This is a genomic window from Sphingomonas sorbitolis (assembly GCF_036663875.1).
Classification (GTDB): Bacteria; Pseudomonadota; Alphaproteobacteria; order Sphingomonadales; family Sphingomonadaceae; genus Sphingomonas.
Map to the genome: position 1 here is coordinate 214,986 of NZ_JAXOJS010000003.1, position 26,377 is coordinate 241,362.

The window sequence follows — 26,377 nt, forward strand, 5'->3', positions numbered from 1 at the left end:
TCAGCGAACGATGAAAATGCCCCTGTATTAACCTCCACCTACCATAGCGCTTCGGGGACGCAACGGGATTTTTGGGGATTGTAGGGATTTGCGACGAGTTTCGCGCGTCGGTTTGGAGGGAATTCCGTGCAGATCGGATTCCATCGGCGTGCTGGTGGCGATCTAAGCGGGGGATTTTCGGGGATAGGGCTATATCGGTGCGTGCAAGCCAGCGTATCCCGCCACCCAGGTCCGCCCTCACCCAGCCACCATCACCCAAAAATCCGTCACCCCAGCGAAAGCTGGGGTCTCATCGCAAGGCGTGCGCCATCTGCCCCGCGGGAGACCCCAGCTTTCGCTGGGGTGACGAGCTAGGTCGGGGTGACGAGCCGGGCCGCGACGTCACCCGGCCACGCCTCACCCGGCCATGTCTCACCCAGCCATGCCGCCACCCGGCCACGCCGTCACCCAACCACGCCACCACCCCGCCATCCGTCACCCCAACCATCCGTCACCCCAGCGAAAGCTGGGGTCTCCTCGTAAGGCGTACGTCATCTGTCTCGCGGGAGACCCCAGCTTTCGCTGGGGTGACGAGCTAGGTCGAGGTGACGAGCCGGGTAAAGGCGACTGGCTGGGACGAGGCGACGGGCCAAATCGATCGCGAGGCCCGTCAAACCGAAATTGCGGTCACAAAACCAAAGCCAAACCCTATGGCGCAGGCGCCTGGGCGTTCGCGCTCGGGGCCACGCCCATCTCGGCCAGTGGCTCCCCCGCGCTCTTCGTGTCGATTACGTTCGAGACCGCCATGTTGGCGACCACGTCCGCTTGTGCCGTCCCCGCGGTCGCGACCGGACGCTCGCGGCTGGCCGATCCGATGATCGCACTCGCAAGGCCGATCAGCAGCACGACCGCGGCGAGGCCGATCATCCCGACCTTGATGCGCTGCATGCTCTGCGAGGGTTCATGGTTTAGCTTCATCTTGCCGCGCCAGGATACCCGACCGCCGCGCCGCTGTCGATTCCCGCGCATGACGTCGCTCACCCGAGCCCCTTCGCCTCACGCCACGCCGGGTCGTACAAGGTCGATAGGTAGCGGAATCCGGTGTCGCACAGAATCGTCGCGATCCGCTTGCCTGGTCCCAGATGTCGCGCCAGCGCCACCGCGCCCGCGACATTTATCCCCGACGACAGCCCGAGGCACAGCCCCTCCTCGTCGAGCAGACGGCGGACCCAGGCATAGCCCTCCTGATCGGAAATCCGGAACTGCGTGTCGATCGGCGCGCCCTCGAGATTGGCGGTGATCCGCCCCTGCCCGATTCCTTCGGCGACCGACGATCCCTCGGACTTCAGCTCGCCGTGCGCATAGTAATTATAGAGCGCCGCGCCGTGCGGGTCGGTCAGCGCGATGCAGACACTCTCGTCCTTCGCCTTCAACCCGAGCCCGACGCCGGCGATCGTCCCGCCGGTTCCTGCGGCGCAGGTGAAGCCGTCGATGCGGCCTTCCATCTGCGCCCAGATCTCCTCCGCGGTGCCGACGATATGCGCGCGGCGATTGGCGGTGTTGTCGAACTGGTTCGCCCACACCGCACCCGGCGTCTCCTCGGCGATCCGCCGCGAGGTATGGACGAAATGGCAGGGCGAGGAGAAGGCCGCGGCCGGGACGAGCACGAGTTCGGCATTCAACGCGCGCAGGGTGTCCATCTTCTCGCGGCTCTGCGTCTCGGGCATGACGATGATCGTCTTGTAGCCCTTCGCATTGGCGACCAGCGCGAGCCCGATCCCGGTATTGCCGGCGGTCCCCTCGACGATTGTGCCGCCGGGCTGGAGCAAGCCGCGCTGCTCGGCGTCCTCGACGATGAACAGCGCCGCGCGATCCTTCACCGACGCGCCGGGATTGGCGTATTCGCACTTGCCGAAGATGTCGCAGCCGGTGGCGTCGCTGGGTCCCTTCAGCCGGACGAGCGGGGTGTTGCCGATAAGGGCGAGCGTGTCGGGTGTCGTTTGCATGGACTGTATGTGGCGTCCCCAGCGACACCGGGCAAGCGAGCGAAACTTTGTCATATCAAACCGCCAACCGCATGAACCCATCGACCGCCGAATTTAGGTCTCCCGCTTGATCTATGTTACATCGACGCCTCATCTCTGGGCGGAGGCAAAGCATCGTGGAACCGTATCTGAACGTCCGCGCGCTTCTCGACGAAGCGCTGCGCCTCCTCGACGGACTTGGCGAGACGTTGATTGCCGCGCATCTGATGACGCCGATCGCGGTGCTCGACGACCGGATCGATTCGCTTGGCGACACGCCGGATTTCGTGCCGCCCCACATCCGGTGACGCCGCCGTCGCGAAAACGCCACGGCTCGTCGTCAGGCAAAATCGGCGCGGCGAACGTCTGGGCGAACGAAAGGCCATAAGCCTTGACGCTCCATGCTGCATGCGCGAAGCGAGGTTCCGCTATGAAAATCCTCCCCCTCTCCGCCGTCGCCGCGCTGCTCGTGCTGGCCGCCTGCAACTCCAAGCCCGCTACGCCCGAGGTGCTGGACAGCAATCCCGATCCGATGGCCAACACGCTCGCCAACGCCGCGCCGGTCGAGCTGCCGCCGGCGATCAAGTCCGAGGCGACGCTGCGCTGCAAGGACAACAGCCTGCTCTACGTGACGTTCTTCCAGGGCGACAAGCAGGCGGTGGTCCGCACCAAGAAGGACGGCACCCCGACGACGCTGAAGTCGGATGTCGCCGGCGCGCCGAAGACCGCCGAGGGCGGCTGGTCGATGACCGGCAGCGAGACCAACGTCACGCTGACCGCGCCGGGCAAGTCGGCCCAGATTTGCCACGCGTAAGTCTTTGGCGTTTGTTCGTTCTGAAACGGCCGGCGGATCATCCGCCGGCCGTTTTTCTTTGTGCCGCGCACTCTTGCCCTCGCCGCCGCGGACCGGCACGCTGCCGCCATGGCAACAGTTGCGATCTACAGCCTCAAGGGTGGCGTCGGGAAGACGACGCTTTCGGTGAACCTGGCGTGGTGCGCCGCGACCTTGTCCGCACGCCGCACGCTGCTGTGGGACCTGGATCCGCAGGCCGCCTCGACCTGGGTGCTCGGCGGTGCGGGCAAAGTCGATCAGGCGCAGGCGATGTTCTCGAAGGACGTCGCGGTCGCCAAGCAGGCGCGGCCGACCGCCTACCGCCACCTCGACCTGATCGCCGCGGACGCGTCGCTGCGCGGGCTCGACCAGCTGTTCCACGATCTCGACAAGAAGAAGCGCCTCGCCAAGCTGCTCGCAGACCTCAAGACCTATGACCGCGTGATCCTCGACTGCCCGCCCGGCCTGACCGAGACCGCGGACCAGGTGATGCGCGCCGCCGACCTGATCGTGATCCCGGTGATCCCGTCCCCGCTCTCGACCCGCGCGTACGACGCGGTCGTCCAGCATCTCGGCGGTCGCACGGCGCTGCTCCCGGTCCACGTCATGGTCGACAAGCGCCGCGCGCTGCATGCCGAGGCGCTCGAACGGCATCCGGACTGGCCCGTCATCCCGATGGCGAGCGGGATCGAGTCGATGGCGGTCAAACGTGCCCCAGTCGGCGTGTTCGCGCCGAAGTCGGCTGCGGCGCAGGCGTTTGCCGATCTCTGGCGGCGGATCGAACACCGGCTCGCCGCATGAGCGACATTTTGGACCCGCAACTCGTGCTGGGCGCCTATTCGGTCGGCGTATTCCCGATGGCGGACAGCCGCGATGCCGCCAGCGTCTACTGGGTCGAGCCCCGCCGCCGCGCGGTGCTCCCACTCGACGGCTTCCAGCTCTCACGCTCGCTGCGGAAAACGATCGTCGCCGACCGCTTCCAGGTCACCGTCGACACCGCCTTCGAGCGCGTCGTGCAATTGTGCGCCGAAAGCGTCGAGGGCCGTCCCGAGACGTGGATCAACGACGGCATCGAACGCGTCTTCCAGACCCTCCACGCGATGGGGTTCGCGCATTCGGTCGAATGTTGGGACGGCGGCAAGCTGGTCGGCGGGCTCTACGGCCTGTCGCTCGGCCGCGCGTTCTTCGGCGAAAGCATGGTCAGCCGCGCGACCGACGCGTCGAAAGTCGCGCTCGCACACCTCGTCGCCCGGCTACGCGCGGGCGGGTTCACGCTGCTCGATTGCCAGTTCCAAACCTCGCATCTCGCCTCGCTCGGCGCGATCGAGATCGACCGGGCGGATTACGTCGCGTTGCTGGGCGCGTCGCTCGACGGTGCGCTCAAGCCGTCGTCCGCCGCCGGGGTCTCGGCGGCTGCGGGCGATTTCCGCGCGCTCGATCGCTTGGCGGGCAAGGCTTCGGCGGGCGGCGCGGTATCCGGCCCGGTCTCCGGGAAGGTCATCGCGCAGCTCTTGGTCCAGACGTCGTAGATCGGATGCTGCACCGCGTTCAGCGCGGGGCGTTCCTTGTACAGCCAACCCGAAAACGTCCGCCGCCAATGCGCGTCGACGCCGCGTACCAGCACCTGGACGAACGCGCCGGTCAGCTGTTCCTGCTCCCACGGCGCGGTCTGCTCGCACGCGCGAAGCCGCAGCACGACATCGCCCATCCGAGTCGCCTGCCCGGGCCTCAGCGTCACTTCGCGGGTTTCGCCGTTACGCTTGTTGAGCAGGCCGAGCACCGCGACGCGCTGCGCCATCGGCGTGCCGCCATTGGCGATCGCGGCGGCGCCGGTATCGATCGTCTCGATCGAGGAATTGCCGGCATCATCGGGCCCGGGCAGGTCCTGCTGGACCGCGGCAACCGGAGTCGCAGGCGTGGTCAGCGCGCGGTATCCGAACCAGCCGCCCACCGCCAACGCCACGACCAACACGGCCGCGGCGAGCCAGCGCATGATCACCCTTCGGGCGTCCAGGCTTCGTAATCGCCCGTCGCAGCGGCACGCTTGCCGCCCTTTTCAAGCGCACCCGACGGCCGATAGGCGAGCGCGGTACCGGTCATGTTCGGCACGGCCGGCTTCTGCCAGGCGCGGATCGGCGGCAGCGCGCGATCGGGCACGTCGTCGACCTGGTGATGCAGCCAGCTGAACCACGCCGGCGGCACGCGGCTCGCGTCGGTCGCGCCCTGATAGATCACCCAGCGACGCGGGTTGCCGGCGGTGTCCTTGCCACCCTGGTAATAGACGTTGCCAAGCGCGTCCTCACCCATCTTCGCCATGCTGCGCAGGCCGAATTTGGTGCCGAGGGTGGCGCCGTTCCACCACGTGAATGTCGATGCGAGAAAGCCCATGACGGGCGCTTAACCCGAGTGGGGGCGGGCTTCAACCTCGATGATAGGGGAATACAGCCATCGATGCCGTCAGGATTGATCCCCCCCCCCCGCAAAGGGAAGTGGCTGGCGAAGCCAGTCGGAGGGGTGACGCCCCCTCGATAACGAACTCCCCCTCCGTCAGCCCAAGCGTCCTTGGACCGTAAGCACTCGCCTCCATTATTCCGCCACCCCCACTATTCCGTCACCCCCACTATTCCGTCACCCCAGCGAAAGCTGGGGTATCCCCGTTGGCGAGCGCTGGCTTGGAACGGGGAGATCCCAGCTTTCGCTGGGATGACGAGCTTTTGGGAGAGCGTTTTTTGTCCACCCCGGAGGAGGCGCCTACTTCGCCTTGTCCCACGTCACCAGATCCCCCTCGGCGATCCCCAGTTCCGCAGCCCGGCCGCCCATCAATTCCAGCACCGCCCCGACCGGCTCCCCCGACGGAATCGGCGTTTCCGAGAACGGCACCGTATTCTCGGCAATCCGCGCGATCGTGCCGTCGGCGCGAATATAGATGATATCGAGCGAACTCGGCGTGTTCTTCATCCAGAAGTTCGCGACCACAGGCGCGCCACCGGCCGGCGGATAGGGCCAGAACAGCATGCCGCCATCGGGCTTCAGGTCGGTACGGAACATCAGCCCCCGCGCCTGCGCGTCGAGCGTCTTCGCACTCTCGACCGTGAACGCATGCGTCCCGTTCGTGCTCTTGATCGTGAGCGCGAGTGTGCCGTCCTTGGTCACCTCGGTATCAGCGCCGCTATTCATATACGCGACACCCCCGGCGCCGGCGCCCAGCGCCAGCACCGCCGCCAACGCGGCCTTGGCAACGAAACTCATCCCAGATCCTTTTCGACCGCAACGGCCAGCGGCCCCTTGCGCCCGTCGACGACGCGCACGCGCAACGGTTGATCGGGTTCGACCGATTCGATTCCCGCGCGGCGCAGCGTTTCCATATGCACGAAGATATCGCTGCCATCGGCGCCGCGTATCAGAAAACCATAGCCCTTCAAACGGTTGAACCATTTGACGGAGGCCGCTTCGAACGGTCCGGCGGCGTCGATCATCGCGATCGGATCGATCCGGTCGGGCGACGACGGCGCACGGACCGTCTCCTCGACCGCGTTGGTCATGTCGATCGAGACGATTTCGCGCGCCTGGAACCCGCGGCCGCGTTGCACCGACAACGTCTCGACTCGCGCGCCTTCGGGAAGGCTGCGGCGGCCATGCGGTTGCAGGACGGAGAAATGCACCAGAATATCGCCGACGGTCTCGTCGTCCGCGACCGCGAACCCGAAGCCGCGAGTCACGTCGAACCATTTGATGACCCCGCCGATGGCACGGGCCTCCGGCACGACACCGCCGACGATCACGGCACTCACGCGCTCCCCGCCCCCCACGAGGCCGCCGCCCACAAGACCACCGGTCGCGAGCCCACCGCCCGCAAGCGTCGTCGTTCCCGCCTCCACTGGCCCCATTTCTACCGGCATGTCAGCACCTGCTGCGTGTCGTTACGCATTGTTACACCCCTGAGCGCCTTGCTAGCACGGTTCGTCGCAGCCGCAATGAATCCGTTGTGGTGTTCACTCGAAATCGAGCAACTCGGGGGTGTCGGACGGCGGTGCAGCAACAATTTTGCGTGCGAGATCGAACCTGTGCCCCGCGCGTAGCATACCCGCGAGCTGCTTTTCGTGCAGCTTCCGGTCGCCCTCGCCGCTGCCATACGGTCCGATTCGTTTGCGCCGTGCATAAGCCAATGCCGATTCGACTGCGCGGTCCGCGATCGCCGGCGCCACCGACTCCGCGTCGCCTTCGTCGATGCCGGCCTCGCGGAATGCGCCCGCAACCCGCCGTGCCCCCAAGCCACGACGCTGCATCGCAGCAGCCCGTTGTTCGGCGAAGGCGCGGTCATCGACATAGCCGAGATCGGCCATCCGCTGTGCAAGGTCGCCAGGCTCCGCAAGTGCCGCACCGTCGCCCCCGTCCCAACCGCGCTCGCGGATTTTCCGCATCAGGTAATCGGTGAGCCGCCCCCGCGTCGTCGCGAATCGCTCGACATAGCGCAGCGCCATCTGTTCGAGCGCCGCCGCATCGAGCGGTTTCGGCGCGGGACGCTCGCGGGATCGCTCCTTGCTGCCGCCTTTCCCGCCTTTGCCCCAGCTCTTGGCGCCACGCCGCTTCGTGCCGCCGCCATCGCCGAATGCGTCGTTTTCCCGGTCGCCGGCATCCAGCGACGAGGCAAACGCGTTGCTTTCGCTGTGGCTATCATCGGTCACGCCATCATTGTGCCACACTGGCACCCGAAGTTGAACGGCTAGACTGAAGATAGGTGTGGTGTGCGAGCACCGCGACCAACCAAGGCAGGAACTGCGATGACGACCGACACGGCCAACAAGGGCGGCACGACCGTAGCGACGATCGTTGCGACGCCGACCCAAGACGCCCTGCCGCGCCGCTTCGCCGATTTCGGCACGTTGGGCGAAGCACTCGATTACGCGGCAAGCGGTAACCGCGGGCTTAATTTTCACGACGCACGCGGGACATTGTCGCAGCCCTACCCGTATTCGCAACTTCGTACCGATGCCCTCGCGATGGCCGATCGCCTGATCGCCGCCGGCGTCGCCCCCGCCGACCGTATCGCGCTCGTCGCCGAGACCGGCCCCGAGTTCGCCGCGCTGTTCTTCGGCGTCGTCTATGCCGGCGCATGGCCCGTGCCGCTGCCGCTGCCGACCTCGTTCGGCGGGCGCGATTCGTACATCGAGCAGCTTCGCGTCCAGCTTGCGAGCTGCGATCCGAAGATGCTGATCTTCCCGCCCGAACTGGCGCAGATGGCCGGCGAGGCCGCGCGCCTGTCGGGTACCGTCGGGATCGACTGGTCCGAGTTCGCCGTGCGCGAGGCACCGGTCGCGACGCTGCCCGAGGCCAAGCCCGACGACATCGCCTATCTGCAATATTCGAGCGGCTCGACGCGCTTCCCGCACGGCGTTGTCATCACGCACGCCGCGCTGCTCAACAACCTCGCCGCGCATAGCCACGGCATGGAAGTCTGCGACACCGATCGCTGCGTGTCGTGGCTGCCCTGGTATCACGACATGGGGCTGGTCGGTTGCTTCCTGTCGCCGATCGCCAACCAGGTCTCGACCGACTATATCAAGACCGAGGATTTCGCGCGCCGCCCGCTCGCCTGGCTCGATCTCATCAGCCGCAACGAAGGCACGACGCTCAGCTATTCGCCGACCTTCGGCTACGATATCTGCGCGCGCCGCATGTCGTCGCAGACCAAGGCGAGCGAGCGCTTCGACCTGTCGCGCTGGCGTGTTGCGGGCAATGGCGCCGACATGATCCGTCCCGACGTGATGCAGTCGTTCGTCGACGCGTTCGCCGATGCAGGCTTCAAGGCGAATGCGTTCCTGCCGAGCTATGGTCTCGCCGAGGCGACGCTCGCGGTGTCGTTGATGCCGCCGGGCGAAGGCATCCGCGTCGAACTGGTCGAGGAAACGCAGCTCTCCGGCGGCTCGCGCGGCGGTGATCGTCCTCAGCGCTACCGCGCGATCGTCAACTGCGGCAAGCCGGTCCGCGACATGAAAATCGAGATCCGCGAGGAGGACGGCACGCCGCTCCCCGATCGCGCGATCGGCAAGGTGTGGTGCAGCGGCAAGTCGGTGATGGTCGGCTATTTCCGCGACGACGCCGCGACCGAGGCGTGCATGGCGGATGGTTGGCTCGATACCGGCGACATGGGCTATATGTCGGACGGCTACATCTACATCGTCGGCCGCGCCAAGGACATGATCATCGTCAACGGCAAGAACCACTGGCCGCAGGATATCGAATGGGCGGTGGAACAGCTTCCCGGCTTCAAGGCCGGCGACATCGCCGCATTCGCGATCACGACGCCCGGCGGCGAGGAAACGCCCGCGGTGCTGGTGCAATGCCGCAGCTCGGACGAGGCTGAACGCCTGCGCCTGCGCGACGAAATCCGCGAGCGCGTCCGCTCGGTGACGGGCATGAACTGCCTGATCGAACTGATCCCGCCGCGCACTTTGCCCCGCACGTCGTCGGGCAAGCTGAGCCGTGCCAAGGCGCGCAACCTGTATCTCAGCGGTGACATCAAACCATATGATATTGCCGCCTAACAGGCCGACCGCGCTAAAAATGATCGTGTTCTGGTTAGATTTGACCAAAACGACAGCAATTAGATCCAGTTTGGTGTGATGCATACGTTCCGCTAACTAACGCGTGGTTATGCCATTGGCGTGACCAAGACCCCGCCTTCCGCGTCGAGCCGCATCGTCGTCGACCTCGCCACGCTATTGGCGATCCGCGAAGGCGGCGATCCGGTCGTCTGGGGCCGGATCCGCGCGGCGCAGTTGTTCGCGGGGCGACGCGTGGCGCTGTTCCTGCTCACCAGCAATATCGTCGCGATGCTGGCGATTGCGTTCCTGCTGCGAGGCGTCGTGCCCCATTGGCAGATCGCGGCGTGGGCGGCGCTGGTCGCCGCTGCGGCGGTGTGGGTGGGGTTTCGCCGGCTCGCCACCGATCATCGCGGCGATGGCTATGCGAGCCTGCGCCAGCTTCGTCACACGATCTGGGACGGCTTCGTTCTTGCGCTCGTCTGGTCTGCGGTGCCGGTCTTCTTCTGTACGCATGCACCGACCGGGACGACCGCGGGGCTGGGTCTCACGCTTGCGGTGCTGATGGCGGCGGCGGCCCTGGCGATGGCGCCGCTCGCACCCGCGACGCTCGTATTTCTGGGTTATCTTGGTGTGGCAATGGCCATCCAACTCGCCTTCGCCAGCAGTTTCGCCGCCGCGCTCGGCCTGTTGCTGTTTACCGGGTTGCTGATGGTCGCATGCATCCATCGCGCGCGCGCGCTGATCATGCTCCGCGCGAGCGAGATCGTTCTAGACGATCGCAACGAGACCGTCAGCCTGTTGCTCGGCGAGTTCGACGGCACCGGCGCCGACTGGCTATGGGAAACCGACGCGACCCGCCGCGTCGTCAAGGCCAGCCCGCGGTTTGCCTTTGCGTGCGGCCTCGATCCGGCCAGTATCAATGGCCTGCCGCTATTGCAGCTGCTGGCCGGCCCGAGCTGGGAAACCGGCGAGTTCGATACCGCATTGCGCACTTTGGCCGAGCGGCTGAAACGGCGGGAAAGCTTCCGCGATCTGCGCCTTCCCGTCCAGATTGGCGGGGAGGATCGCTGGTGGAGCATGGCAGCGTCGCCACGTTTTGACGATCACGGCGAGTTCTACGGCTTTCGCGGCGTCGGCTCCGATGTGACCGAACAGCGTGCGTCGGCGGACAAGATCAACCGGATGGCGCGCTTCGACACCCTGACCGGCCTGCCGAATCGACTGATGGTGAATGAGACGCTCGTGAAGGCGATGGCGGATGCCGATCGCTGGGGCGGCCGCTATGCGTTCATGATGCTCGATCTCGATCGCTTCAAAGCGGTCAACGATACGCTTGGCCACCCGATCGGCGATCGACTGCTTGGCCGTGTGTCGGAGCGGATCCACGCGCTGATGGGCGTCAACGAGACCTGCGGACGTTTGGGCGGGGACGAATTCGCGGTGGTGGTCCGCGACGCGAGCGACGCCGCCGCGGTCGAGCGGCTTGCCGAGCGGATCATCGCCTCGCTGTCGCGTCCCTACGAGATCGACGCCCATACACTCCATATCGGTGCCAGCATCGGCCTTGCGATCGGTCCGCGTGACGGCCGCACCGCCGACATGCTGATCCGCTCGGCCGACCTCGCACTCTATCGCGCCAAGGACGCCGGACGCGGCGTGTTCCGCCGGTACGAACCGGAACTCCACGTTCAGGCGGAAGAGCGGCGGATACTCGAAATGGCTTTGCGCGACGCCATCGAGAAGGGCGAGATGCACCTCGTCTACCAGCCGATCGTCGAGACCGACAGCGCGCTGCCCTGCGGTTTCGAGGCGTTGCTGCGCTGGACCAGCGCCGAATTCGGCTGCGTATCGCCGGCCAAGTTCATTCCGCTTGCCGAAGAAACCCGGCTGATCGGTCCAATCGGCGCTTGGGTGGTCAGGACCGCCTGCGAAGAAGCCGCGCTCTGGCCATCGGACATGCGGATCGCGGTCAACGTGTCAGCAGACCAACTCCGCAATCCGAGTTTCGTGACCACGATCGCGTCGGCGCTCGCGAGCACGGGCGTGTCACCCGAACGGCTCGAGCTCGAAGTGACCGAAGGCGTCTTCATGCATGAAGGTCTTGGTGCGACGCAGATTCTCGATCGTGTGGCCGAACTCGGTGTTCGCCTCAGCCTCGACGATTTCGGCACAGGTCATTCCTCGCTCGGCTATCTAAGCCGCACACGCTTTTCCTCGCTCAAGATCGATCGCAATTTCGTGCGCGACGCGGCCTGCGGCGTGCGCGAGGCCGTGGCGATCGTCCGCGCCGGGATCGCCCTTGCGACGAGCCTCGGCATGGCCACCACGGCCGAGGGTATCGAGACCGAAGCCGAACTCAGAGCTCTACGCGATCTCGGCTGCACCAATGCGCAGGGGTTCTATTTCGGGCGGCCGATGTCAGCCGAGGACGCACGCACGCTCGCCAACCGCGGTTGGAAAGATGCGGTCGCCGCCTGATCGCTACCTGGCCAGCGGACGATAGCAGGCCCGGCGCGAGCCGGACCCACCTCCCGAATACGCGCGGTCAGCGGCGGCGTTCGCGTCCCGCAAAACTTACGAGGCTTTCCGCGCCATCGGCCGAAACCGCCGAGATGCCGACGAAATTGTCGTCGACCGGCACCTGCGACAGCACCGTCTGCGGATTTGGTCCGGTCGCTGCCACCTCGCGCACATCGGTCCAGTCCTGGACATCGTTGCGACGCCAGCGAACCCTGTACTTCACGGCGCCCGGCACTGCGTTCCACTTGATCGTCGTGTCGCGCGACAATGCTCCGGCCATCGACACGTCTTCGGGAGCCGCGGGTGCCGCCGCGATCCGAGCCAAGGTCGCGACGTTGATCGCCGTCACCTTGGCCAGATACGGAAAGTCCATGCCCTCGATCGTGTCGCCGTAGACGACGCCCTTTTCGGTGCGGAGGTCCTGGTGCTGGCGGTCCCAATTCTCGGCCGCGACCGAGAAGCGCACGGCGGGATAGCCGAGTTTCAGAAATGGCTCGTGATCGCCGCCGCGCCCGAACCGGTCCGGGCGACGATCGAGCATCACGTCGAGCCCGCCCGGCACATCGCCTGCGACTCCGTCGATCATCTTGGCCAGCGACCGACTGGGGCCATCATCCTCGCCACCGTCCGCACGACGCCCCTGTTGCGCGGCCAGATCCTCCGAGGCGCGGATACCTTCGGAAAAGACCCGGACCTTGTCGGCAACGCGGACCCCGCCCTGCCCCACGGTGTTGCCGACGATATCGTTGTTCAGCATCGCCGAGACCGACCAGCCACGCGCCTTGGCAGTGTCGGCGAGCAATTCGGCACCCCAAAGGCCCTGTTCCTCGCCTGAGAACACCGCGTAGACGATGGTCGCGTCGAACTGCCGTTGCGACAGCAACCGTGCCGCCTCCAGCACCAGCGCGACGCCGGACGCGTTGTCATTGGCGCCGGGCGCGTCGGAGGTGGCGTTCATCACGTCGGTCACGCGGCTATCGATATGCGCGCCGACGATCACCACGCGGTTCGGATTGCGGCCTTTCTGGATGCCCAGCACATCCTCGACCACGACCCCGGCCGGTGCACGCGGCCCGGTGAACGAGCGGGCGATCCGGTCGACGACGATACAGCCGCCACACGATGCGCCGATCTGCGTGAAACGTTCTGCGGCCCAGGTCCGAGCCGCGCCGATCCCCCGCCTCGGATCGGTCGTCGTCGACGCAGTATGCCGGGTACCGAAACCGACCATCGTCGTGACGTCCGCCTGCAACCGTTTCACAGACGGTGCGGGCAATGGCGTTGGAGCAGGAAGCGGGGCGGCGGCAGCGGCAGCGGCGGCAAGCAGCGACGGGAGAGCGTATATCGACATTGGCAGACCGTGCCGCGATCGGCACCGCTGCTCAAGCCAATAGTAAGGCACCGGTCGATCAGCGATAGCGGCAGGCGTACCAAGCTCCGCTTTGATGTCAGACCCTTACAAAAACTCGAACTGGTCGAAAACTGATCGAAGTATGATAAATTTTTCATATATATGCTAAACATATGATTGTCTTGAGAGGACGATCGATGATCATCGGGCATTCAGTATCGAACAGCGAGGGCGTCATACAGGCTATCGACGGCCCCGTCGCAACACTGCTGCAGCGCGAGCGAGATCAACTCATCGGTATTTCGTATATGTCGATCACACATCCCGACGATCTTGCGCTAAACTTGGCGAAGGTCTCCGCACTCCAGGCCAACGGACAATCCGCAAAAATTCGCAAACGCTATATCGGTGGCAGGGGAGACATCATCGCGGTGGACGTTCAGGTTTCCCGGGTGATGGGATCCGATGGCGGCCATCTGGTTGGAACCTTGTCGACGATCGACGACATCCTCGATCAAGACCCCGCGCCCTATCGACTGTGGCGTCGCGCTCGGGAACTCCTCGATATCATGCGCGCGCGTGACGACATCCTTGGGGCGGACCTGTTCGCCGATCACGCCTGGACGATTCTGCTGCTGACCTATGTCGCCGAAGCCGAGGGCCGGATCGCATCGATCGCGACGGTCGCCAGCCATATCCCGCTATCGCAGACCACGATCGTGCGTTGGCTGCGCGTGCTGCAGTCCAAGGCACTCTTCGAACCGACGCTTCCCGGCATCGATGCGCTGCAACTGACGCAGACCGGTATCGACAAGGTGGAAATGTTGCTGGATCAGAAGGTCGCCGTACCCGTCGGCTGATCGATCTTCTTGACGGCATCAACGACACTGGCCGCTATCGCCAACGGCCCGCCCCGGGCGCTCAGCTCAGCCGATCGATCGCCTCGCGCGTCAGCGAGCCCGGGATGATCATCACCGGCACCGGCAGCGCGCCCGCATCGGCGCCGGTGAAATGCGCGATCAGTTCGCCCGGCGCGCCGGTCGCCGCGGCGCCGAGCACAAGCGCAGCTATCTCCGGGTTCGCCTCGATCATCTCGCGGATGATCTTCGGCCCCTCGCCTTCACGCACCGTGATCGACGGACGCAAGCCTGATTCCTCGAGCAACGTCCCTGCCGCACCCGCGACCAGACCCTGTGCGTGAAGGTGCGCCTCCTCCTCGATCGTCGCCTGGACGCCGCCGAACGCGATGAACTCCTGTGGCGGGATCACAGTCAGGATCTCGACGCCGCCGCCGGTCTTCACCGCGCGCCGCGCGGCAAAGCGCAGCGCGATGCCCGCTTCCGGACTGTCGTCGATCACCACCAGATAAATGCGCATTTTCGCCCCCGTTATTGCCGGTAATTGGGCCGCAGCGGGTCGATACGCAAGTCCGCCGGGGTTGACCCGAGCGGACGAGGGCGCGAGTAGGCATGCCGTTACGTCACGCCCTGGGGAAATCCATGTCGATCGAGATCAAGATGCCTGCGCTGTCCCCGACCATGGAGGAGGGTACCCTCGCCAAATGGTTGATCAAGGAGGGCGACGTCGTGAAATCCGGCGACCTGATGGCCGAGATCGAGACCGACAAGGCGACGATGGAGTTCGAAGCCGTCGATGAGGGCACCGTGGTCAAGATCCTCGTCGCCGAGGGTACCGACAACGTGAAGGTCGGCACCGTCATCGCGATCATCGCCGAAGAGGGCGAGGATGCGTCTTCAGTTTCTGCTCCGACCAAGAGCGAGACGCCCGAGCCCGCCGCCAAGGAATCGGAAGCCAAGCCCGACCCGAAGGATCCGAACGACACCGGTAGCGAGGCCAAGCCCGCCCCGCGTACCGAAGCGTCGGCCGAGGATCACGGTCGTCCCGCAGATGCCGGCCCGGCTTCGTCGGGTGACCGGGTAAAGGCGAGCCCGCTCGCGCGCCGCCTTGCCGCCGACAAGGGTGTCGATCTCGGCGCCGTGTCGGGTTCGGGGCCGAAGGGTCGCATCGTCAAGGCGGACATCGAGAGCGCCAAGCCGGGTGCCGCACCCGTTGCTGCGAAGACCGAAGCTGCTGCTCCTACGGCTGCCGCTACTCCGGCACCTGCCGCGAAGCCTGCGACCGTGCCGGATATTCCGCACGAGGCGACCAAGCTCAGCAACGTGCGGAAAACGATCGCACGCCGCCTGACCGAGTCGAAGCAGACCGTTCCACACATCTACCTGACCGTGAACATCCGCCTCGATGCGCTGCTCAAGCTGCGTGGCGAGCTGAACAAGAGCCTCGAATCGCGCGGTGTGAAGCTGTCGGTCAACGACCTGCTGATCAAGGCGCAGGCCGTCGCGCTAATGCAGGTGCCGACCTGCAACGTGATGTTCACGCCCGACCAGCTGATCACTTTTGCGCGCGCCGATATCTCTGTGGCCGTAAGCACGCCGTCCGGCCTGATCACGCCGATCATCGTCGGTGCGGACACCGCCTCGTTGTCGTCGATCTCGACGCAGATGAAGGACCTTGCCGCACGGGCCCGCGACGGCAAGCTGAAGCCCGAGGAATATCAGGGCGGCACCGCCTCGATCAGCAACATGGGCATGTTCGGCATCACGCAGTTCGATGCGGTCATCAACCCTCCGCAGGCGATGATCCTCGCGGTCGGCGCGGGCGAGAAGCGTCCGTACGTCGTCGGCGACGAGCTCACCGTGGCGACCGTCATGTCGGCGACCGGCAGCTTCGACCACCGCGCGATCGACGGCGCGGACGGCGCGCAGTTCATGAAGGCGTTCAAGCATCTCGTCGAGAACCCGCTGGGCATGCTGGCGTAAGCTCGTGACCAACACCTCCACTCCGTTCGCCCTGAGCGAAGTCGAAGGGCATGAGACTCATGTACCTCGACTGCGCTCGGCACGAACGGTTTAGGGGGTGTTCGACATGAAGAAGACGACCATCGAGATCCTGCACATCCTCGCAGGCCTCGTAGTCGCAATCGCGATCACCTGGGCGGCGGCGTGGTCCTATCCGCTCGGGCAGGACGTGATCTGGTCGTGCGGCGCGGCGGCGATGGTCGCGACCGTGCTGATGGGCGTGGGGCCATTGCGCCGCGCCCGTCGTCTCGACCGAACGACCCGCAGGAGTGAAGCGTGACCGAATTGCCGCCTGAAAAGGCTCCAACGATCCGCGTTACCGCAATGCCCGCCGATGCCAATCCCTATGGCGACATCTTCGGCGGCTGGCTTATGGGCCAGATGGATTTGGCCGCGGGCTCGGTCGCGTCGCGGCGCAGCGGCGGGCGTGCCGTCACGATCGCGGCGGACGCGATGAAATTCCACATGCCCGTCGTCGTCGGCGACGAGGTGTCGGTTTACGCACATCTGATCGCGGTCGGTCGCACTTCGATGACGATCGAGGTCGAGGCGTGGCGCCGTGCGCGTCACAGCAACGACAGCTGCAAGGTGACCCAGGCGCGCTTTATCTTCGTGGCGGTCGGCGACGATCGCAAACCGCGGCCCGTGCCGCCCGAAACCAATTAATCAAAGGACTCTACCGTGGCTGATACCTATGATCTCGTCATCCTCGGCTCGGGCCCCGGCGGTTACGTCGCCGCGATCCGCGCGTCGCAACTCGGCTTGAAGGTCGCGATCGTCGAGCGTGAGCGGCTTGGCGGCATCTGCCTCAACTGGGGCTGCATTCCGACCAAGGCGCTTCTGCGGACGTCGGAAATCTATCACTACATGCAGAACGCCGAGAGCTACGGGCTCAAGGCGGACAATGTCGGCTTCGACCTTGCCAAGATCGTCGACCGTTCGCGGAAGGTTGCCGGCCAGCTGAACGCGGGCGTCAAGGGCCTGATGAAGAAGAACAAGGTGACCGTCGTCGAGGGCGTCGGCACCGTGACGGCCAAGGGCAAGTTGAGCGTCAAGCAGGGCGACAAGACCGTCGAGCTCGAAGCCAAGAACATCATCGTCGCGACCGGCGCCCGCGCGCGCGACCTGCCGTTCGCCAAGGCTGACGGCGAGCGGATCTGGACCTATCGCCACGCGATGGTACCGACCGAGATGCCGACCAAGCTGCTGGTCATCGGCTCGGGCGCGATCGGCGTCGAGTTCGCCAGCTTCTACAACGACATGGGTGCCGACGTGACGATCGTCGAGATGCTTCCGCGCATCCTCCCCGTCGAGGACGAGGAAGTGTCCGCGTTCATGGACAAGGCGCTCAGCAAGCAGGGCATCAAGCTGCTGACCCAGACCGGCCTGGAGGGTCTCACCACCTCGGCGAACGGCGTCACGGCGAAGATCAAGGCGAAGGACGGCAAGGTTTCGGAAGAGACCTTCAGCCACGCGATCATCGCGATCGGCATCGTCCCCAACACCGAGAATATCGGGCTGGAGGCTTTGGGCGTCGAGACCGACCGCGGTCACATCAAGACTGACGGCTATGGCCGCACCAACGTCGACGGCATCTGGGCGATCGGCGACGTCACCGGCGCGCCGTGGCTCGCGCACAAGGCCAGCCATGAGGGCATCATCGCGGTCGAGAAGATCGCCGGTGGATCGCCGCACCAGATGGACAAGGCCAATATCCCCGGCTGCACCTATTCGCGCCCGCAAGTCGCAAGCGTCGGCATGACCGAGGCGAAGGCGAAGGAAGCCGGCTACGAGCTGAAGGTCGGCAAGTTCCCCTTCATCGGCAACGGCAAGGCCATTGCTTTGGGTGAGGCCGAGGGCTTCGTGAAGACGGTGTTCGACGCGAAGACCGGCGAGTTGCTCGGCGCGCACATGGTCGGCGCGGAAGTGACCGAGCTGATCCAGGGCTATGTCGTCGCGCGCCAGCTCGAGACCACCGAGGCCGAGCTGATGGAAACGGTGTTCGCGCATCCGACACTGTCCGAGATGATGCACGAGAGCGTCCTCGCCGCCTATGGCCGCGCGATCCACTACTAATGCCGGTATCCTCCCCCGCCAGGGGGGGTGGCAGGCGCTTGCCTGACGGAGGGGGCGGAAAGGGAAACCTCCGTTCCGCATCCTCCCCCTCCGTCGCCCTCGGCGCCACCTCCCCCTGGCGGGGGAGGATCAGAGTTCGAGCATGCCCCTCCCCGTCATCCCGACGAAAGTCGGGGCCCAGGGGTACCACCCGCAACGCTTTTGGCTCCGACCCCTGACGATCGTCAGGATCACGTTGCGTGATACCCAACCAACCGACCAGACCGGGCAAGCCATCCCGTTTCGGCCCTAACTCTCTTGACCCCCGCGCACGAGCCTCCGAAAGGTCGCCCTGCCCCGACATCCGGTTCTCAGGATTTCGCGGCGCATGAGCCACCGGTGCAGGACCCGCGAATGTCGATCGACCCTGCCTCCCGCCTCACCCCGCGCCAAATCGCGCTCGTCGCGACGGCGCTGTGCGTGGCCTCGCTCGCGCTCTTCTGGCCGGGCACCGCGATGTACGACACCGTCGCGCAATATAAGCAGGTCCTATTGGGGGTGTACGACGACTGGCATCCGCCCGCGATGGCACGCGTCTGGGCACTGCTTGCACCGCTCGGGCCTGGCGCGACGCCAATGCTGGTCCTACAACTCGGCACCTACTGGCTCGGTCTCGGCCTGATCGCCGCCGCGCTGGCGCGAGCGGGCCGCAACCGCAGCGCGGTGGCGATCATCGTCATCGGCCTGTTGCCGCCGTTTCTCGGGTGGCAGGGCGTCGTCCTCAAGGACGCGCAACTGACCGGCGCGCTGCTCGGGACATGCGGGATCGTCGGCTGGTACAGGCTCTCCCACTGGCCCATGCCACGCGCACTCTGGGTCCCAACCGTATTGCTGCTGGCCTATGCGGTCCTCGTCCGCGCAAACGCCGTCTTCATCGTCGTGCCATTGGTGGTAACGCTCGCCCCCCGCCCCGCCGGAACCGTCGCCAAGATCATCACCGGCCTGATTGCGGTGGTCGTCGTCCTAGCCGTGGCGCCGGTCGTCAATCACCAGATCCTGCGCGCGCAACGTAGCGGCGTGGAATCGACTCAGGCGTTGTTCGACCTGGCCGGCATCGCCGCGCGCGTACCCGACGGAACTGCGATCGGCCTGACCCGCGCCGAAGCGGAAACCGTGGTCGCGCGCCACTGCGCCTCGCCGTTCTTCTGGGACCCGCTAGGCGACGACGCGCATTGCGGAACGACGATGGCGCGCCTCCGGGCGCTACCCGTCGGTACGCTCTACCTGACGCTCGCCGGATCGGCGCTGCATCACCCGATCGCCTATGCGGCGCACCGCTTCGCGCATCTGAACTCGACCGATCGCTGGCTGGTCCCGTTGCACTGGCCGAGCGCAGCCCCCCCGACCCTGTCGGAGCCCAACACGATCGGTCTCGCCAGTCCGAACGCCGCCGCCCGGCACTGGGAAAGCCTGACCGCCATGATCGTCGAGACGCCGCTGGGCTGGCCGATCAGCTGGATCGTGATCGCGATCACCGCGCTGGCGACAGGCCTGTCGCGTCCCCCCCATCCGCCCCCCGATCCGGCCCGCGATCCGGCCCGCGATCTTGCCACGGCGCTACTCGTCTCCGCGCTCGCCCTGGAAGCGAGCTTCGCGGTCCTCAGCATCGCGTCGGACCTGCGCTATCACCTGTGGCCGATGATCGCGACCGCGGTGGCGGTGGTTTTGCTGGCCGATCGCGCGCCGCCCCGACACATCGCCCGCGCCGGTATCGTCATACTGCTGCTGGTACTGGCTAGCGGCGGCGCCGCGCGGGTCCTGTTGCCGCCGCCGCCGCAGACCTATGCGGGTATGTTGGGTTGATTGCCGGTGCCCAAGAGAGGCGCGTGACGCTGTACATCAGGGCGATCGGCATGGCGTCGTGCGGAAGAGATCACACCGTGCCGTCGCATCCGAACCGGACGAAACACGCCGCTTTCGCTTGCCTCCTCAAACCAGTCATCCTAACTTAGATCATGCTAACACGTTCTCAAACCGCTGTTTCGCTGATGAAGATGGCGCTCGCGTTGCTCGACCGCGACCGGGCCGATCTGGCCGCCTGTCATCTTCACCGTGCGATCGAAGTCGCCGAGGACGATGTCGAGATCGGCAGCATTGCCACCAGGTATGCCGCCGCAACGGAGCCAGTCGACAAGTCGATCCGCTGACTCGTCCCAAGCGTGTGATCCTGTTGCCGCATCGCTGACATCTTGCCTAAAAGGTCCGCATCGGCCGTGCGGTGATCATCGCACACCCTCGGATGACTATTCTGCCGAACACAGATTTCGCGCGAACAACCCGTATAGTCTCCACGGCGCGCTATGCGTATTCGAGCGCACTAGCCGGTTAAACTATAGTATACCGGGTCTATTGATCCTCATCAGCACGATTCACGATCTGTATATGGGTCTTATACCGATGCACGCTCGTTACGACGCTGAACCATAAAGGGGACGCTCGGCTCGATCATGCGTATCGCGATTATCTCTCATCTGAAGCATGCGATCGTCGAGCCGTTTGCCGGTGGACTCGAGATGCACACGCATCTTCTTGCCACCCGGCTTCGCGCGCGTGGCCATGATGTCGTGTTGTTCGCGTCGACCCGGTCCGATCCCGCGACCGGGTTGACCGCGATCTGCGACGAGACCGCGCTGATGGCGACCGGCGTTGCGGAAGCGACCGACATCGCGTTCTTCCGCGAACATCACGCCTATCTGCGGCTGATGTCCGAGCTCCGTCGCGGTGGCTTCGATATCGTCCACAATAATTCACTGCATTATCTGCCGGTTGCGATGGCGGATACGTTGCCGATGCCGATGGTCACGACGCTGCATACCCCGCCATTTTGCTGGCTCGAGAGCGGCATTCGGTTGTGCCGCGCCGAAGCGACGCGGTTCGTCGCCGTATCGGAGGCGATCCGCGCGATGTGGTCGCCGATCGTCCCGATCGACCGGGTCGTCGGCAACGGTATCGATCTCGACCGCTTCCCCTATCGGGCCGTCCCCGACGCCGATCCCTATCTGGTCTGGTATGGTCGCATCGTCCCCGAAAAGGGTCTTCATCTGGCGATCGCGGCGGCACAGAAGGTCGGGCTGCCGCTGCGTATTGCCGGTCCGATCTCCAATCCGGACTATTATGCCGCGGAGGTGGCCCCGCATCTCGGCGATGCCGTGCGCTATGTCGGCCATCTTGATCACGCCGCGCTATCGTTGCTGATCGGAGGCGCCCGGGCATTCCTGTGCACGCCGTGCTGGGACGAACCTTACGGGCTGGTCGTTGCCGAGGCACTGGCGTGCGGCACACCAGTCGCCGCATTCGCGCGCGGTGCGATCCCGACCTTGCTCGATGAGGGTAGTGGCGTGCTGGCGACCCCCGACGATGTCGACTCGCTTGCCACCGCAGCCGTACGGGCGATGCACCTCGCCCGATCGGACAGCCGCGCGCGCGCCGTTGCGATCTGCGATGCCGAAACGATGATCGACGGTTACGAGGCGTTGTATGCCGAGATGTGCGCGGCAATGCGCGCGAAGACGGCTGCTCCACCCGTGCCCCTGCCCATGTCCGGGCCGATCCCGGAACCGCTGGCGTCGGCGATGTGGCCCGCCCTGGCAGCCAGCAGACCAGCGCCCACCAACCGCGCGCTGCGCCGATGAGGCCGTTCTGTGTCTGCGTACCTGCGCGCAACGAAAGCCTGCGCCTGCCGATATTGTTTGAGGCACTTGCCGCGCAAACGATCGACGGGCGTATCCCGATTGCGCTGTGTATTAACAACAGCGACGACGACAGCGTCGGGGTCATGCGCAATGTCGCGATACGGTACGCCGGACGGCTGGATATTGCGGTCGAGCCTCGCACCTTTGCACCGGCGCTAGCACATGCCGGAAGCGCGCGTGGCCACGCCATGGAGATGGGATATCGCCATGTCGTTGACGGTGGGATCGACGGCGGCGGTATCGGCGGCGACCACCGCAACGGCGTGCTGATTTCCACAGACGCGGATTGTCGTCCTCCCGCTGGCTGGCTCGCCGCCAACCTCGCCGCGATCGACACGGGTGCGGATATCGTTGGTGGACGGATCGTCCTCGACGACGCCGAGCCGATCGACGCGGCGATCACCGCGATGCGCGAACGGTTCGATCGATATTGGGCCGCGGTCCGCGCGATCGAGGACGCGATCGACCCATCCCCGCATGATCCGCCGCCGCGTCACGGCGACCACACCGGGGCAAGCATCGCGATCGACGCAGCCTTGTACCGCATGATCGGCGGGGTCCCGCCAATCGCATCGGGCGAGGATCGATCGATGGTCATCGGCGCGGTCGCAGCGGGCGGGCGGCTGGTCCATCCGCCTTCGGTCTGGACCCGCGTGTCGGCGCGCACCGAGGGGCGTGCCGCAGGGGGCATGGCGCTCGCGATGGCCGAACTCGCAGCAACGCTCGATCGGGGCGCGGATCCATGGGTACCTGCGTTCGAGCATTGGCGGACCCGTGCCAATTGGCGGCGTGCAACCCGCCACGCCCACGGCGTCGCGGCGATGCTGGCACGCGAGGCGGACCTGCCGCCAATGCCTGGCGACATGCCCCTGCCCCAATATCCCGGCGCGATCTCGATCGAGCCCGTCACGCCCTTGCTTGCATCATGAATCGACGTCCGATCGGCTATTACGTCCATCACCACGGTGCCGGACACCGCATGCGGGCGTTGGCGATCGCGGATCATGCCGACGGGCGAATCACTTTGATCGGCACGAACATCGCCGGGCGGAGCGGTGCCCACCGCTATGTCGACATTCCCGACGACCGGCTTGCTTGCGGGTTCGACGGTCGCGACGATGCCGCGGATCGGCCCGCAGCTCTGCACTATGCACCGCTCGACCATGACGGGATACGTCGCCGGGTCGCGGCGATCACGCACTGGATCGCCGAACAGCAACCCGCGCTGATGATCGTCGACGTGTCGTGCGAGATCGCGATGCTGGCGCGGCTGGCGTCGGTACCGACCGTGTACGTCAGGCTAGGCGGCCGGCGTGACGACGCCCCGCATCACGAGGCGTTTCGAGCCGCGACCACGATCGTCGCGCCATTTGCCGAAGCACTCGACGATCCGGCCACCCCCGATTGGGTCCGACGAAAGACCGTCTATGCCCCCGGCCTGGTCGACCGTGTCGGGACGACATCGATCGAACCCCGATCGATCCTTGTCGTTAGCGGCAGGGGCGGCTCGGCAATCGATGCCGCGGTCTGGGTCCGCGCGGCGCGTGCCACGCCCGACCGTATGTGGCGAATCATCGGCGATTGCCCGCCACTTGTCGACGCGCCAACCAATCTCGAGCAATCAGGCTGGGTCGACGACGCCGCGGCGTGGATCGCACGCGCCGCGATCGTCATCGGCAGCGCAGGGGACGGCGTGGTCGGTGCGGTGCTGGCGGCACGCCGACCCTTTATTTGCCTGCCGGAGGATCGACCGTTCGATGAACAGCGATCGAAGGCCGAGCGACTGGTCGCGGCGGGCGCGGCGTTGATGTGCGACGATGCCGCCGTAGCGGACTGGCCGATGCTGCTCACGCATGCGGAGCGGCTCGATCCCGCCGCGCAGGTGGCGCTCGACGACCCGGATGGTGCAGCCCGTCTGGCAACGTATGTGATGGCCCTGGCCGATGGAGAGCGCGGATGAGCGAACGAATGACAACGGTGCTCGACGATCCGCTGGTCGCTGCGCTCGCCAGGCTGGGCGAACGCTATGACGCGGAGCGCGCGCATCCCGCCGACAGCATCGCGCTGCTCGCGGAGGCGGGTTTGCTGCGCCGGTTCGCCCCGGTCGAATCGGGTGGCGAGACGTTTGCCGACGCCGACGCCCGCCATCGCGCAATGTTCGACGCACTGCGTCGGGTCGGTCGCGGCGACCTGAGTGTGGGTCGGTTGTTCGAAGGCCATGTCAACGCGATGGCGCTGTTCGGCTGGTATGCGACCGCCGGCCAGAAGGACTGGCTGCGCCGCGTGCTCGATCATGGCGCCGCGTTCGGCGTATGGGCAACCGAGCCGGCGCCGGGGGTCGCGTTGATCGAGAATTTGGGCGGGCGAACATTGCAGGGCGCGAAGAGCTTCGCCAGTGGCGCAGGCGGGATCGGCTATGCGATCGTCACGATCCAGCCCGATAGCGGCGACCGCCGACTGGCCATCGTCGGCGCCGACGATCCCGACCGGACCGATGCCAGCGGCTGGCGTGTCCGGGGCATGCGCGCGAGCATGAGCGGCGCCTATGACCTGACCGGCTATCCGATCGACGAGGATGCACTGCTGGGCCAGCCCGGCGACTATGATCGCGAACCGCGCTTCACCGCGGGTGCGTGGCGGTTCACCGCGGTCCAACTCGGCGGGATCGAGGCGCTGCTGGCGGAGACTCGCGCGGCGCTCTCGGGGGCGGCCCGCGCCGATCCGCTGGTGCGTGTGGCATTCGGGCACGCGGTCGTCGCAACCCGTACCGCCGGGCTGTGGGTGCGCGAGGCGGCGGTGCGCGCGGCGCGCGAGGATGCCGACGCGGCGGCGTTCGCACGGATGACCCGCGGCGTCGTCGAGCGCGCCGGGCTCGACGTGATGGAGCATGCGGCACGGCTTGTTGGCACCCGCAGCACATTCGAGGGGCAGCGCATCGACAAGATCATCCGCGATCTCAGCCTGTACCTGCGTCAGGCAGGGCCCGACCAGGTCCGCGACGCCGCCGTGCGCGACTGGATCGATCATGATTGCTGGGGCGAGGATCGCCTGTGGTAGGCATTGCCCGCCCGCTCGCAACGAGCAGGTTCGCGCGCGCGCGCTGGCTGGTGCTGGCGCCGCATGCCGATGACGAGACGCTGGGCGCAGGCGCGCTGGTTGTCGAGGCGGCGGCGGCACGTCGCCTTGCAGGGGTCGTCTACCTGACCGATGGCGCCGGATCGCACGAAGTAGGGGGCGCTTGGCTGGCACGGGTGCGGCGGCGTGAGGCGGCATTGGCGGTCCGGCGGCTGGCCGGACGCGATGCGGCATTGCCCGTGTTCCTCGACTGGCCTGACGCGCATCCCCATCGCCCCGACAGCGCGGCATGGCGCGCGACGGTCCGACGCCTTGCATCACTGATCCGCTCACGTGGCGTCGATGCGATCGCGGTCACCGGCGCCGACGAACCGCATTGCGATCATACCGCGTTCCGGACGATCGCGCTCGCCGCAATCCGTGCCGCCCGGCGCACGGTGACGATATTCGACTACCGCGTATGGACCGATCCCGCCGTGCCGCCCGCGCGTACGACATTTCGCACGCGGCCGATGCCGGTCGGCCAGCGCCGCAGGGCACTTCTGGCGCATCGCAGCCAGACGGGTGCAGCCTATGGCGCGGGCTTTCGCCTTGCGCGGACCGCCTGGCGGATGCCGGCGGAGGACGTCCTTCATCTGAACGGAAGTGCCGATGCCCGATAAGCCGCCCCACAGCGGGGGCAGCCTGACTGCCGCCTATTTCGAGGACATTTTTGCCGGCGACGACGATCCGTGGTCGCTCGCCAGCAGCCCGTATGAAGCGGCCAAGTTTGCGCGGACCATCGCCGTGCTGGACGATCGTCGCTATGCCGCCGCGCTCGAGATTGGCTGCGCTCACGGGGTGCTGACCAGGCAATTGGCGCCTTTATGCGACGATCTCCTCGCCATCGACATTGCCGCGCAGGCGATCGATTATGCACGCAAGCGGTGCGAAGCCCTGCCGCAGGTTCACTTCGAGAAGGTCGTTTTCCCCGATCAGGTTCCCGCGACCAACGCCCTCGATCTCGTCCTACTCTCCGAGGTCGTGTATTATTGGAGCGATGACGACATCACCACCGCCGGGGCGTGGTTACGGGCGCATGTCGTCCCCGGCGGACGGATATTGCTGGTGCACTGGATCGGCGACACCGACTATCCGCAGACCGGAGACGCGGCCGTCGACAAAATATCCGCGGCGATCGGCGACGCCATCACGGTCGAGCGGGCGGAGCGGACGGCATCGTACCGACTGGATCTTTGGACCCGGCGGTAGGGAAGTCAGAGGGCTGAGGTTGCGAGCGATCGGTCACACCGCCGCGTGGAACGTGCGAGCCGACGCGGACGTTGCGGATGGTAGATCCGCCTCGCCTTGCACAAATGTGCGGCG

27 protein-coding genes and 1 pseudogene are annotated in these 26,377 nt (G+C 66.1%); 19 read left to right on the forward strand and 9 right to left on the reverse strand.

Going from position 1 to position 26,377, the window contains the following annotated elements; translation table 11 throughout:
• Window positions 1-687 precede the first annotated feature (687 nt).
• On the reverse strand, window positions 688-957 hold the full coding sequence (locus tag U1763_RS10215) for a hypothetical protein (protein WP_243693430.1): 270 nt from the start codon (window positions 955-957) through the stop codon (window positions 688-690).
• A 59-nt stretch (window positions 958-1,016) separates the two neighbouring features.
• Entirely contained in the window at window positions 1,017-1,985 is a 969-nt protein-coding gene (locus U1763_RS10220; RefSeq protein ID WP_332755134.1) for a cysteine synthase A, read from the reverse strand.
• Window positions 1,986-2,140: 155 nt separating this feature from the next.
• Here U1763_RS10220 and U1763_RS10225 point away from each other — a divergent pair, with 155 nt between their 5' ends.
• The 4 genes from U1763_RS10225 to aat all read left to right on the forward strand — a co-directional run bounded on the left by U1763_RS10225 (window position 2,141) and on the right by aat (window position 4,364).
• On the forward strand, window positions 2,141-2,311 hold the full coding sequence (locus U1763_RS10225) for a hypothetical protein (protein WP_165886524.1): 171 nt from the start codon (window positions 2,141-2,143) through the stop codon (window positions 2,309-2,311).
• 122 nt (window positions 2,312-2,433) lie between these two features.
• Window positions 2,434-2,817 carry a hypothetical protein gene (locus U1763_RS10230; protein WP_132897821.1) on the forward strand — a complete coding sequence of 128 codons (384 nt, stop codon included), beginning with the start codon at window positions 2,434-2,436 and terminating at the stop codon, window positions 2,815-2,817.
• A gap of 108 nt (window positions 2,818-2,925) precedes the next feature.
• A complete protein-coding gene (locus U1763_RS10235; protein WP_332755135.1) occupies window positions 2,926-3,636 on the forward strand; it encodes a ParA family protein in 711 nt (236 codons plus the stop codon).
• Window positions 3,633-4,364, forward strand: coding sequence for a leucyl/phenylalanyl-tRNA--protein transferase (aat, locus tag U1763_RS10240; protein ID WP_332755136.1), 732 nt, complete (start codon window positions 3,633-3,635; stop codon window positions 4,362-4,364). The genes U1763_RS10235 and aat overlap by 4 nt, the downstream gene beginning before the upstream one ends.
• 35 nt (window positions 4,365-4,399) lie before the next feature.
• On the opposite strand, the pseudogene U1763_RS10245 reads toward aat, so the two are convergent.
• The 5 genes and pseudogenes from U1763_RS10245 to U1763_RS10265 all read right to left on the reverse strand — a co-directional run.
• Window positions 4,400-4,828, reverse strand: a pseudogene (locus tag U1763_RS10245) (DUF2155 domain-containing protein); the annotation flags it as partial.
• A 2-nt stretch (window positions 4,829-4,830) separates the two neighbouring features.
• On the reverse strand, window positions 4,831-5,223 hold the full coding sequence (locus U1763_RS10250) for an NADH:ubiquinone oxidoreductase subunit NDUFA12 (RefSeq protein ID WP_132738795.1): 393 nt from the start codon (window positions 5,221-5,223) through the stop codon (window positions 4,831-4,833).
• Between the two features lie 363 nt (window positions 5,224-5,586).
• A complete protein-coding gene (locus U1763_RS10255) occupies window positions 5,587-6,012 on the reverse strand; it encodes a DUF192 domain-containing protein (protein WP_332755404.1) in 426 nt (141 codons plus the stop codon).
• 68 nt (window positions 6,013-6,080) lie between these two features.
• Window positions 6,081-6,734, reverse strand: a complete 654-nt coding sequence (locus U1763_RS10260; RefSeq protein ID WP_332755137.1) for a cold-shock protein — start codon at window positions 6,732-6,734, stop codon at window positions 6,081-6,083.
• Between the two features lie 93 nt (window positions 6,735-6,827).
• On the reverse strand, window positions 6,828-7,520 hold the full coding sequence (locus U1763_RS10265) for a regulatory protein RecX (protein ID WP_332755138.1): 693 nt from the start codon (window positions 7,518-7,520) through the stop codon (window positions 6,828-6,830).
• Window positions 7,521-7,616: 96 nt separating this feature from the next.
• On the opposite strand from U1763_RS10265, the gene U1763_RS10270 reads away from it, so the two are divergent.
• Both U1763_RS10270 and U1763_RS10275 read left to right on the forward strand, forming a co-directional pair.
• A complete protein-coding gene (locus tag U1763_RS10270) occupies window positions 7,617-9,380 on the forward strand; it encodes a fatty acyl-AMP ligase (protein WP_332755139.1) in 1,764 nt (587 codons plus the stop codon).
• 120 nt (window positions 9,381-9,500) lie between these two features.
• Window positions 9,501-11,858: a putative bifunctional diguanylate cyclase/phosphodiesterase gene (locus U1763_RS10275; protein WP_332755140.1), complete on the forward strand. Its 2,358-nt coding sequence runs from the start codon at window positions 9,501-9,503 to the stop codon at window positions 11,856-11,858.
• Between the two features lie 67 nt (window positions 11,859-11,925).
• Here U1763_RS10275 and U1763_RS10280 read toward each other — a convergent pair whose 3' ends face one another.
• Window positions 11,926-13,251, reverse strand: a complete 1,326-nt coding sequence (locus tag U1763_RS10280) for a M20/M25/M40 family metallo-hydrolase (protein ID WP_332755141.1) — start codon at window positions 13,249-13,251, stop codon at window positions 11,926-11,928.
• 197 nt (window positions 13,252-13,448) lie between these two features.
• On the opposite strand from U1763_RS10280, the gene U1763_RS10285 reads away from it, so the two are divergent.
• On the forward strand, window positions 13,449-14,111 hold the full coding sequence (locus tag U1763_RS10285; protein WP_332755142.1) for a PAS domain-containing protein: 663 nt from the start codon (window positions 13,449-13,451) through the stop codon (window positions 14,109-14,111).
• A 61-nt stretch (window positions 14,112-14,172) separates the two neighbouring features.
• Here U1763_RS10285 and U1763_RS10290 read toward each other — a convergent pair whose 3' ends face one another.
• Window positions 14,173-14,628 (reverse strand): universal stress protein, encoded by a 456-nt coding sequence (locus U1763_RS10290; RefSeq protein ID WP_132738806.1) that lies wholly within the window; start codon window positions 14,626-14,628, stop codon window positions 14,173-14,175.
• A gap of 122 nt (window positions 14,629-14,750) precedes the next feature.
• Between U1763_RS10290 and U1763_RS10295 the strand changes: the two genes are divergently transcribed.
• The 12 genes from U1763_RS10295 (at window position 14,751) to U1763_RS10350 (ending at window position 26,263) form a co-directional block, all read left to right on the forward strand.
• On the forward strand, window positions 14,751-16,091 hold the full coding sequence (locus tag U1763_RS10295; RefSeq protein ID WP_332755143.1) for a pyruvate dehydrogenase complex dihydrolipoamide acetyltransferase: 1,341 nt from the start codon (window positions 14,751-14,753) through the stop codon (window positions 16,089-16,091).
• A gap of 106 nt (window positions 16,092-16,197) precedes the next feature.
• Window positions 16,198-16,410 (forward strand): hypothetical protein, encoded by a 213-nt coding sequence (locus tag U1763_RS10300; protein WP_332755144.1) that lies wholly within the window; start codon window positions 16,198-16,200, stop codon window positions 16,408-16,410.
• A 44-nt stretch (window positions 16,411-16,454) separates the two neighbouring features.
• On the forward strand, window positions 16,455-16,796 hold the full coding sequence (locus tag U1763_RS10305; RefSeq protein WP_107952653.1) for an acyl-CoA thioesterase: 342 nt from the start codon (window positions 16,455-16,457) through the stop codon (window positions 16,794-16,796).
• 15 nt (window positions 16,797-16,811) lie between these two features.
• Window positions 16,812-18,206 (forward strand): dihydrolipoyl dehydrogenase, encoded by a 1,395-nt coding sequence (gene lpdA, locus U1763_RS10310; protein WP_332755145.1) that lies wholly within the window; start codon window positions 16,812-16,814, stop codon window positions 18,204-18,206.
• Between the two features lie 393 nt (window positions 18,207-18,599).
• Window positions 18,600-20,048 carry a hypothetical protein gene (locus U1763_RS10315; protein ID WP_332755146.1) on the forward strand — a complete coding sequence of 483 codons (1,449 nt, stop codon included), beginning with the start codon at window positions 18,600-18,602 and terminating at the stop codon, window positions 20,046-20,048.
• 185 nt (window positions 20,049-20,233) lie between these two features.
• Window positions 20,234-20,392 carry a hypothetical protein gene (locus U1763_RS10320; RefSeq protein ID WP_277982345.1) on the forward strand — a complete coding sequence of 53 codons (159 nt, stop codon included), beginning with the start codon at window positions 20,234-20,236 and terminating at the stop codon, window positions 20,390-20,392.
• 300 nt (window positions 20,393-20,692) lie between these two features.
• On the forward strand, window positions 20,693-21,877 hold the full coding sequence (locus tag U1763_RS10325) for a glycosyltransferase (protein ID WP_332755147.1): 1,185 nt from the start codon (window positions 20,693-20,695) through the stop codon (window positions 21,875-21,877).
• Window positions 21,874-22,866 carry a glycosyltransferase family 2 protein gene (locus U1763_RS10330; protein ID WP_332755148.1) on the forward strand — a complete coding sequence of 331 codons (993 nt, stop codon included), beginning with the start codon at window positions 21,874-21,876 and terminating at the stop codon, window positions 22,864-22,866. Before U1763_RS10325 ends, U1763_RS10330 begins: the two co-directional genes overlap by 4 nt.
• Window positions 22,863-23,897: a glycosyltransferase gene (locus U1763_RS10335; protein ID WP_332755149.1), complete on the forward strand. Its 1,035-nt coding sequence runs from the start codon at window positions 22,863-22,865 to the stop codon at window positions 23,895-23,897. Before U1763_RS10330 ends, U1763_RS10335 begins: the two co-directional genes overlap by 4 nt.
• Window positions 23,894-24,994 (forward strand): acyl-CoA dehydrogenase family protein, encoded by a 1,101-nt coding sequence (locus U1763_RS10340; protein WP_332755150.1) that lies wholly within the window; start codon window positions 23,894-23,896, stop codon window positions 24,992-24,994. The genes U1763_RS10335 and U1763_RS10340 overlap by 4 nt, the downstream gene beginning before the upstream one ends.
• Window positions 24,988-25,674 carry a PIG-L deacetylase family protein gene (locus tag U1763_RS10345; RefSeq protein WP_332755151.1) on the forward strand — a complete coding sequence of 229 codons (687 nt, stop codon included), beginning with the start codon at window positions 24,988-24,990 and terminating at the stop codon, window positions 25,672-25,674. Before U1763_RS10340 ends, U1763_RS10345 begins: the two co-directional genes overlap by 7 nt.
• Complete coding sequence (locus U1763_RS10350; RefSeq protein ID WP_332755152.1) at window positions 25,664-26,263, forward strand: SAM-dependent methyltransferase; 600 nt, start codon at window positions 25,664-25,666, stop codon at window positions 26,261-26,263. The genes U1763_RS10345 and U1763_RS10350 overlap by 11 nt, the downstream gene beginning before the upstream one ends.
• Window positions 26,264-26,377: the final 114 nt, after the last annotated feature.

Excerpts from the sequence above, each read along its gene's own strand:
- U1763_RS10255 (WP_332755404.1), bottom strand. The coding sequence starts at position 6,012 with ATGAATAGCGGCGCTGATACCGAGGTGACCAAGGACGGCACACTCGCG.
- U1763_RS10215 (WP_243693430.1), bottom strand. The coding sequence starts at position 957 with ATGAAGCTAAACCATGAACCCTCGCAGAGCATGCAGCGCATCAAGGTC.
- U1763_RS10280 (WP_332755141.1), bottom strand. The coding sequence starts at position 13,251 with ATGTCGATATACGCTCTCCCGTCGCTGCTTGCCGCCGCTGCCGCTGCC.
- U1763_RS10350 (WP_332755152.1), top strand. The coding sequence starts at position 25,664 with ATGCCCGATAAGCCGCCCCACAGCGGGGGCAGCCTGACTGCCGCCTAT.
- U1763_RS10230 (WP_132897821.1), top strand. The coding sequence starts at position 2,434 with ATGAAAATCCTCCCCCTCTCCGCCGTCGCCGCGCTGCTCGTGCTGGCC.
- U1763_RS10325 (WP_332755147.1), top strand. The coding sequence starts at position 20,693 with ATGCGTATCGCGATTATCTCTCATCTGAAGCATGCGATCGTCGAGCCG.
- U1763_RS10295 (WP_332755143.1), top strand. The coding sequence starts at position 14,751 with ATGTCGATCGAGATCAAGATGCCTGCGCTGTCCCCGACCATGGAGGAG.
- U1763_RS10305 (WP_107952653.1), top strand. The coding sequence starts at position 16,455 with ATGCCCGCCGATGCCAATCCCTATGGCGACATCTTCGGCGGCTGGCTT.
- U1763_RS10220 (WP_332755134.1), bottom strand. The coding sequence starts at position 1,985 with ATGCAAACGACACCCGACACGCTCGCCCTTATCGGCAACACCCCGCTC.
- U1763_RS10270 (WP_332755139.1), top strand. The coding sequence starts at position 7,617 with ATGACGACCGACACGGCCAACAAGGGCGGCACGACCGTAGCGACGATC.
- U1763_RS10330 (WP_332755148.1), top strand. The coding sequence starts at position 21,874 with ATGAGGCCGTTCTGTGTCTGCGTACCTGCGCGCAACGAAAGCCTGCGC.
- U1763_RS10290 (WP_132738806.1), bottom strand. The coding sequence starts at position 14,628 with ATGCGCATTTATCTGGTGGTGATCGACGACAGTCCGGAAGCGGGCATC.
- U1763_RS10315 (WP_332755146.1), top strand. The coding sequence starts at position 18,600 with ATGTCGATCGACCCTGCCTCCCGCCTCACCCCGCGCCAAATCGCGCTC.
- U1763_RS10340 (WP_332755150.1), top strand. The coding sequence starts at position 23,894 with ATGAGCGAACGAATGACAACGGTGCTCGACGATCCGCTGGTCGCTGCG.
- aat (WP_332755136.1), top strand. The coding sequence starts at position 3,633 with ATGAGCGACATTTTGGACCCGCAACTCGTGCTGGGCGCCTATTCGGTC.
- U1763_RS10320 (WP_277982345.1), top strand. The coding sequence starts at position 20,234 with ATGAAGATGGCGCTCGCGTTGCTCGACCGCGACCGGGCCGATCTGGCC.
- U1763_RS10260 (WP_332755137.1), bottom strand. The coding sequence starts at position 6,734 with ATGCCGGTAGAAATGGGGCCAGTGGAGGCGGGAACGACGACGCTTGCG.
- U1763_RS10250 (WP_132738795.1), bottom strand. The coding sequence starts at position 5,223 with ATGGGCTTTCTCGCATCGACATTCACGTGGTGGAACGGCGCCACCCTC.
- U1763_RS10300 (WP_332755144.1), top strand. The coding sequence starts at position 16,198 with ATGAAGAAGACGACCATCGAGATCCTGCACATCCTCGCAGGCCTCGTA.
- U1763_RS10285 (WP_332755142.1), top strand. The coding sequence starts at position 13,449 with ATGATCATCGGGCATTCAGTATCGAACAGCGAGGGCGTCATACAGGCT.
- U1763_RS10335 (WP_332755149.1), top strand. The coding sequence starts at position 22,863 with ATGAATCGACGTCCGATCGGCTATTACGTCCATCACCACGGTGCCGGA.
- U1763_RS10235 (WP_332755135.1), top strand. The coding sequence starts at position 2,926 with ATGGCAACAGTTGCGATCTACAGCCTCAAGGGTGGCGTCGGGAAGACG.